This is a genomic window from uncultured Brevundimonas sp. (assembly GCF_937870815.1).
GTDB lineage: Bacteria > Pseudomonadota > Alphaproteobacteria > Caulobacterales > Caulobacteraceae > Brevundimonas.
Window position 1 is genome coordinate 1 of record NZ_CALMZS010000224.1, and the last position, 4,862, is coordinate 4,862.

Below are 4,862 nucleotides of genomic sequence, written 5' to 3' on the forward strand. Positions count from 1 at the left end.
ATCGACGAGATGCTGCAGCTGCACGGCGGCTACGGCTATATGACCGAATATCCGATCGCCCAGCTGTACAAGGACGCCCGGGTGCAGCGCATCTACGGCGGCACCAACGAGATCATGAAGCTCTTGATCGCGCGGACGCTGTAGGGGTTCTTGATTTAGCGTACGCGATGGCGTACGTTCGACGCATGAACGCCATCTCCGTCACCGAACTCCGCAAGAACCTCGCCGCCAACATCGAGCGGGTCACGGCGGATCACGACTACACCATCATCACCCGCGAGGGCGGCAAGCCCGCCGCCGTGCTGATGTCGCTGGAGGATTTCACCTCCTGGCAGGAGACCGACTACCTGCTGCGCAGCCCCGCGAACGCGGAACGCCTGCGCAAGTCGATCGCGGAGCTTGACGCCGGCAAGGGCCAGGTTCGCGACCTGATCGAATGAAGGTCACTTTCCAGGACGAGGGATGGGAAGACTATCTCCACTGGCAGGTCCATGACCGCAAACTGCTCGCCAAGATCAACGCCCTGATCAAGGAATGCAGCCGCACGCCCTTCACCGGCACGGGCAAACCCGAACCGCTGCGGGGTGAGTTTTCAGGCTGGTGGTCCCGCCGCATCAATGAAGGACATCGCCTGATATACCGGAAGACCGAGGACGGCTTGCTGATCGCCCAGTGCCGGTATCACTACACGCGATGATCCGCCTCCACGTGCCCCAGCCGCTCGCCCCCGACGCCGCGGTCCTGCCGACGCTGGACCAGTCGCGCTATCTGACCCAGGTGATGCGGCTGAAGGCGGGCGACGGCCTGCTGGTCTTCAACGGCGTCGACGGCGAGTGGCGCTGCGTCGTCGCCGAGGTGCTGAAGAAGGGGGTGATGCTGCGCGCCGGGGAACGGGTGCGGCCGCAGGCGACCGGGCCGGACGTGCGCCTGCTGATCGCGGTGGTGAAGAAGGCGGCGCTGGAGTTCGCGGTCGAGAAGGCCACGGAGCTGGGCGCGGCGCGGATCGGCCTGGTGACGACGCGGCGGACCCAGGGCGACCGGGTGCGGCTGGACCGGCTGGAGGCCATCGCCGTCGAGAGCGCCGAACAGACCGGCCGGCTGGACGTGCCGGCGATCGACCCGCCGCAGAAGCTGGACACCCTGCTGGACGGCTGGGAGGCCGGCCGCCGGCTGATGTTCTGCGACGAGACTGGCGGGGCGCCGGCCTGGAAAGCACTCGGAGAGCCCTCCCCCTCGAGGGGGGAGGGTTGGGTGGGGGTGGATGCGCCGGCCTCAACGGAACCCGCACGAGAGGCCGGGGACCATGTCGGACAGCGCCCATCAGCGTCCGCTGACGACCAGCCTGCCTCCACCCCCATCCCCGGCCCTTCCCCCGTCGAGGGGGAAGGGAGAGAAAAGTGGGCCATCCTGATCGGTCCCGAGGGCGGGTTCGCGCCGGAGGAGCGGGACAGATTGCGGGCCCTGCCGTTCACCACCGCCGTATCGCTGGGGCCGCGGGTGCTGCGGGCGGACACCGCGGCGATCACCGCCCTGACGCTGTGGCAGGCGGCGGTCGGCGACTGGGAACGATAGCCCCAAGCCGGCCTTATCGATGCCGAAACAGAATGGGACTTGAGCCGGCCGCCCGGCCCGCCCATCTAGCGGCGACACCAGGGGCTGGAACACCACATGGCCGACGCCGCGCCGCTTACCCGCGAAGACCTGATCGGCGCCCTGTCGAACGGGTCCAAGCCCAGGGACCAGTGGCGCATCGGCGCCGAGCACGAGAAATTCGGCTTCGACAAGGCCAGCCTGCGCCGCCCGGCCTATGAGGGCCCGAGCGGCATCAAGGCCATGCTGGAGGGCCTGACCCGGTTCGGCTGGCGCGAGGTGCGCGAGGGCGGCCACGTCATCGCCCTGGAGCGGGAGAACGCCGAAGGCTTCACCGCCTCGATCAGCCTGGAGCCGGGCGGACAGTTCGAGCTGTCCGGCGCGCCGCTGAAGGACATCCACGGCATCTGCGACGAGACCGGCCGGCATCTGCTGGAGGTCAAACAGGTGGCCGACCAGCTGGGCCTGGGGTTTCTCGGGGCCGGGTTCGACCCGCTGTGGCGGCGCGAGGACGTGCCGGTGATGCCCAAGGCCCGCTACGACATCATGCGCGCCTACATGCCCCGGAAGGGCGCGCTGGGCCTCGACATGATGCTGCGCACCTGCACCATCCAGGCCAACCTCGATTTCGACGGCGAGGCGGACATGGTGGCCAAATTCCGCACCTCGCTGGCCCTGCAGCCGATCGCCACGGCCCTGTTCGCCAACAGTCCGTTCACGGAGGGTCGGCCGAACGGCTTCCTGTCGGCGCGGGCCAACGTCTGGACCGACACCGACCCGGACCGCACCGGCATGCTCGACTTCGTGTTCGAGGACGGTTTCGGCTTCGAGCGCTACGCCGACTATGCGCTGGATACGCCGATGTATTTCGTCAAGCGCGACGGCCGCTACGTCGACGCGTCGGGCCAGTCGTTCCGCGACTTCATGGACGGCCGGCTGCCGGCGCTGCCGGGCGAGCGGCCGACGGCCAAGGACTGGGCCGACCACCTGACCACCCTGTTCCCCGAGGTGCGGCTGAAGTCGTACCTCGAGATGCGCGGCGCCGACGGCGGGCCGTGGAGCCGCATCTGCGGCCTGCCGGCGCTGTGGGCGGGGGTGCTGTACGACGCGCCGTCGCTGGCGGCGGCCTGGGACCTGGTCAAGGACTGGGACATCGCCGACCACGAGCGGCTGCGCCGCGACGTGACGCGGCTGGGGTTCCGGGCCCGGGTGGCCGGACGGACCGTGCGCGAGGTGGCCGTCGACCTGGTCGACATCGCCCGGCAGGGCCTGAAGAACCGGGCCCGGTTCTCGGGCGGCATGGTCGACGAGCGCGGCTATCTGTCGGAGCTGGAGGACATCGCCGCCAGCGGCCTCACCCCCGCCGACCGTCTGCTGGAACTGTATCACGGCGACTGGAAGGGGGACGTCAGCCGCATCTATCGCGACTCCGCCTATTGACGACATTGCGGCCTTAATGCGGCCTTAACCGGATCGCGCAGACTGTTGCGGTTGCGGTTGCAGTTGGGGGTCTTGAGAAACGAGGTCGAGCATGAGCTGCAGCGCGCCGACCGCCCTCTCCGACGCCGATCGCGGCCGCGATCCCGTGCGGGACGCCGGCGCCGACCTGGCCCGCTTCTTCGACGTCTCGATCGACCTGCTGGTCATCCGCGACCTGGATCTCCGGATCGTCGAGGTCAGCCGCTCGTGGCAAACGGCGCTAGGCTATTCGCCGGAAGAGATGCGCGGCACGCTCCTGCCGGACCTGCTGCATCCGGACGACCTGGCCGCCACGCGCCGCGGCGCCGAGGAGGTCGACAGGCGCAAGCCCGGCGATCCGGTGCGGGGGCATGTCAACCGCTACCGCCACAAGGACGGCCACTATCGCACCCTCGAATGGCGGGCGCAGCGCTTCGGCGATTTCATCTACGCCGTCGCGCGGGACGTCACCGACCGGGTGGCCGCCGAACAGGCGCTGCTCGACGCCAAGGCCGCGGCCGAGGCCGCCAACCGGGCCAAGTCGGACTTCCTGGCCAATATGAGCCACGAGATCCGCACCCCGCTGAACGGGGTGATCGGCATCGTCGACGCCCTGTCCAGAACGCCGCTGTCGGCCGACCAGGCCGAGATGGTGGGCATGATCCGCAGTTCCGGCCACACCCTGGAGCGGCTGGTGTCGGACATCCTCGACGTCTCCAAGATCGAGGCCGGTCAGCTGACCCTCGAATGCCGCCCCTTCGATCTCGAGGAGGCCCTCGAGCCGCTGGCGGTGATGCGCGCCCGGGCCGAGGACAAGGGGCTGGCCTTCGAGGTGCGCCGCTCGCCGGAGGCGCGGGGCGTGTTCATGGGCGACAGCACGCGGATCCGCCAGGTGCTCGGCAACCTGCTGTCCAACGCCGTCAAATTCACCGCCGAGGGCTCGGTCTCCGTCGATGTCGAGGTGTGGTCCGACGACCCGTCGGGCGGCGGCGAGGCCCACCGGCTGGCGCTGACCATCGCCGACACCGGCATCGGCTTCGGGGCCGACCACGCGGGGCGGCTGTTCGAACGCTTCAACCAGGCGGACAGCACCATCACCCGCCGGTTCGGGGGCACGGGCCTGGGCCTGTCGATCTGCCGCTCGCTGGTGGAGATGATGGGCGGCGAGATCGAGGCCCGCTCGACGCCGGGGGCGGGCAGCCGGTTCCGCTTCGTCCTGCCGCTACGGCGCGCCGGCAGCCTGGCCGACTACGACGCCCGCGAGCCGGACGCCGCGACCCTGGTCCTGCCGCAGGGCGGGCGGCCGCTGCGGGTGCTGCTGGCCGAGGACCATCCGACCAACCAGCGGGTGGTCCAGTTGATCCTCGCCAGCCAGGGCGCCGAGGTGGTCATCGCCGGCGACGGGGCCCAGGCCCTGGCCGCCTTCGCCGACGGCGCCTTCGACCTGGTGCTGATGGACATGCAGATGCCGGTGATGGACGGGCTGAGCGCCACCCGGGCCATCCGCGCCTTCGAGGCCGCCGCGCCGGGACGCGCCCGCACGCCCGTGGTCATGCTGAGCGCCAACGCCATGGCCGAGCACCGCGAGCAGGCCCTGGCGGCCGGGGCCGACAGCCATGTGGCCAAGCCGATCACCGCCGCCAGCCTGCTGGCCGGCATCCAGGCCGTGGTCGGGTCCTAGAACCTCAGCCGGCCGCGGCGTTGCATCGCGCCAGTCCGGCCTCGGTCAGGGCGGCGCCGTCGCGCTCGTAGCGGGTCACGGCGCCGAAGCGGGCGACGAAGCGTCGGCACTCGCGCAGGGCCGGCTGGGAGAC

The 4,862-nt window shown here is 70.3% G+C and carries 6 protein-coding genes; all 6 read left to right on the plus strand.

Annotated features, from left to right (window positions below; genetic code table 11):
* A partial coding sequence (locus tag Q0588_RS15615; RefSeq protein WP_298748121.1) for an acyl-CoA dehydrogenase family protein occupies positions 1–144 on the plus strand: 144 nt, incomplete at its 5' end.
* A 41-nt stretch (positions 145–185) separates the two neighbouring features.
* Positions 186–440 carry a type II toxin-antitoxin system prevent-host-death family antitoxin gene (locus Q0588_RS15620; protein WP_298748111.1) on the plus strand — a complete coding sequence of 85 codons (255 nt, stop codon included), beginning with the start codon at positions 186–188 and terminating at the stop codon, positions 438–440.
* Entirely contained in the window at positions 437–697 is a 261-nt protein-coding gene (locus tag Q0588_RS15625; protein WP_298748113.1) for a Txe/YoeB family addiction module toxin, read from the plus strand. The genes Q0588_RS15620 and Q0588_RS15625 overlap by 4 nt, the downstream gene beginning before the upstream one ends.
* Positions 694–1,572, plus strand: coding sequence for a 16S rRNA (uracil(1498)-N(3))-methyltransferase (locus tag Q0588_RS15630; RefSeq protein ID WP_298748115.1), 879 nt, complete (start codon positions 694–696; stop codon positions 1,570–1,572). The genes Q0588_RS15625 and Q0588_RS15630 overlap by 4 nt, the downstream gene beginning before the upstream one ends.
* A gap of 96 nt (positions 1,573–1,668) precedes the next feature.
* A complete protein-coding gene (locus tag Q0588_RS15635) occupies positions 1,669–3,030 on the plus strand; it encodes a glutamate--cysteine ligase (RefSeq protein ID WP_298748117.1) in 1,362 nt (453 codons plus the stop codon).
* Positions 3,031–3,121: 91 nt separating this feature from the next.
* A complete protein-coding gene (locus Q0588_RS15640; protein WP_298748119.1) occupies positions 3,122–4,729 on the plus strand; it encodes an ATP-binding protein in 1,608 nt (535 codons plus the stop codon).
* Positions 4,730–4,862 lie beyond the last annotated feature (133 nt).

Coding starts and splice junctions, on each gene's coding strand:
- Q0588_RS15620 (WP_298748111.1), top strand. CDS start 186: ATGAACGCCATCTCCGTCACCGAACTCCGCAAGAACCTCGCCGCCAAC.
- Q0588_RS15630 (WP_298748115.1), top strand. CDS start 694: ATGATCCGCCTCCACGTGCCCCAGCCGCTCGCCCCCGACGCCGCGGTC.
- Q0588_RS15635 (WP_298748117.1), top strand. CDS start 1,669: ATGGCCGACGCCGCGCCGCTTACCCGCGAAGACCTGATCGGCGCCCTG.
- Q0588_RS15625 (WP_298748113.1), top strand. CDS start 437: ATGAAGGTCACTTTCCAGGACGAGGGATGGGAAGACTATCTCCACTGG.
- Q0588_RS15640 (WP_298748119.1), top strand. CDS start 3,122: ATGAGCTGCAGCGCGCCGACCGCCCTCTCCGACGCCGATCGCGGCCGC.